This is a genomic window from Pseudomonas sp. NY15437, from assembly GCF_048068435.1.
Taxonomy (GTDB): Bacteria; Pseudomonadota; Gammaproteobacteria; order Pseudomonadales; family Pseudomonadaceae; genus Pseudomonas; species Pseudomonas nitroreducens_B.
Genome location: NZ_JBLUQC010000039.1, coordinates 1 through 1,180, shown reverse-complemented (window position 1 = coordinate 1,180; position 1,180 = coordinate 1). Strand labels below are relative to the sequence as shown.

Genomic DNA, 1,180 nt, shown 5'->3' with positions numbered 1-1,180 from the left:
TGTGGCGTTTCACAAATAACACTCATATTTTGGTCTAGGCTTTTCAGCATCAGAGATGCCTTGGAGCAACATATGAAAACCGGCCGTCCTGCTGCCCCGATTGAGCTGAGTGACGAAGAACACATCGAACTGCTCCGTCGCTCCCGACAGCGTAAAGGCCCTGCTGAATCCCGCATTCGGGCCGAAATCATCCTGGCGTGCGCAGGTGGAGAGTCAGGTACCTCGATCGCCCGCAGGCTTGGCATCGGTGTGCACACGGTTTCGCGTTGGAGAGTGCGATTCAGTCGGCTGCGACTCGATGGTCTAAATGACGCACATCGTTCAGGCCGGCCTCGCAGCATTACCGATGAACAAGTACAGGCCGTGGTTAACCAGGTACTGCAATCCAAGCCCGAAGATGCCAGTCACTGGAGCACTCGCTCAATGAGTCAGGCAACCGGGGTTTCTCCAGCCAGCGTCATGCGGATATGGCATGCCTTCGGCCTCAAGCCTCACCTGGAAAAGACTTTCAAGCTTTCGACCGACCCGTTGTTCGTCGACAAGGTCCACGACATCGTTGGGCTCTATCTCAACCCGCCCGAAAAGGCCCTGGTGCTCTGTATCGACGAGAAAAGCCAAATTCAGGCGCTGAACCGTACCCAGCCGGGCTTACCTCTTGCTCCGGGCAAACCCGTTACTCGCACCCACGACTACAAGCGCCACGGAACCACCTCGCTGTTCGCGGCGCTGGATATCGCTACGGGTGAGGTCATCGGGAGATTGAAGCGCCGTCATCGAAGCACCGAGTTTCTCGCGTTCCTCAAAGAGGTGGACGCCAACGTACCAGAGGACATGCCTGTTCATCTGGTAATGGACAACTACGCAACACACAAGACCGACAAAGTGAAAGCGTGGTTGGCGGCGCATCCGCGCTACCAAGTACATTTCACGCCGACTTCGGCATCCTGGTTGAATCTGGTGGAGCGCTTTTTCTCGACGCTGAGCGAGAAGTGGATCAAGCGCCAGGCACACACCAGCGTGAAAGATCTGGAGGAGTCTATTGAGTACTACCTGTCCACTCACAACGCCAACCCTCGACCCTTTCGCTGGCACCGAAAGGCCGATGAAATCTTGGCGAGCGTCGGCCGGGCAGCCGAGGCGCTAGGCCGAAAAATATGAGTGTTATTTGTGAAACGCCACA

1 protein-coding gene is annotated in these 1,180 nt (G+C 56.4%); it reads left to right on the top strand.

Translation table 11 applies throughout. The features are described from left to right. Nucleotides 1-72 precede the first annotated feature (72 nt). Complete coding sequence (locus ACNFIA_RS31920; RefSeq protein ID WP_416790993.1) at nt 73-1,158, top strand: IS630 family transposase; 1,086 nt, start codon at nt 73-75, stop codon at nt 1,156-1,158. Nucleotides 1,159-1,180: the final 22 nt, after the last annotated feature.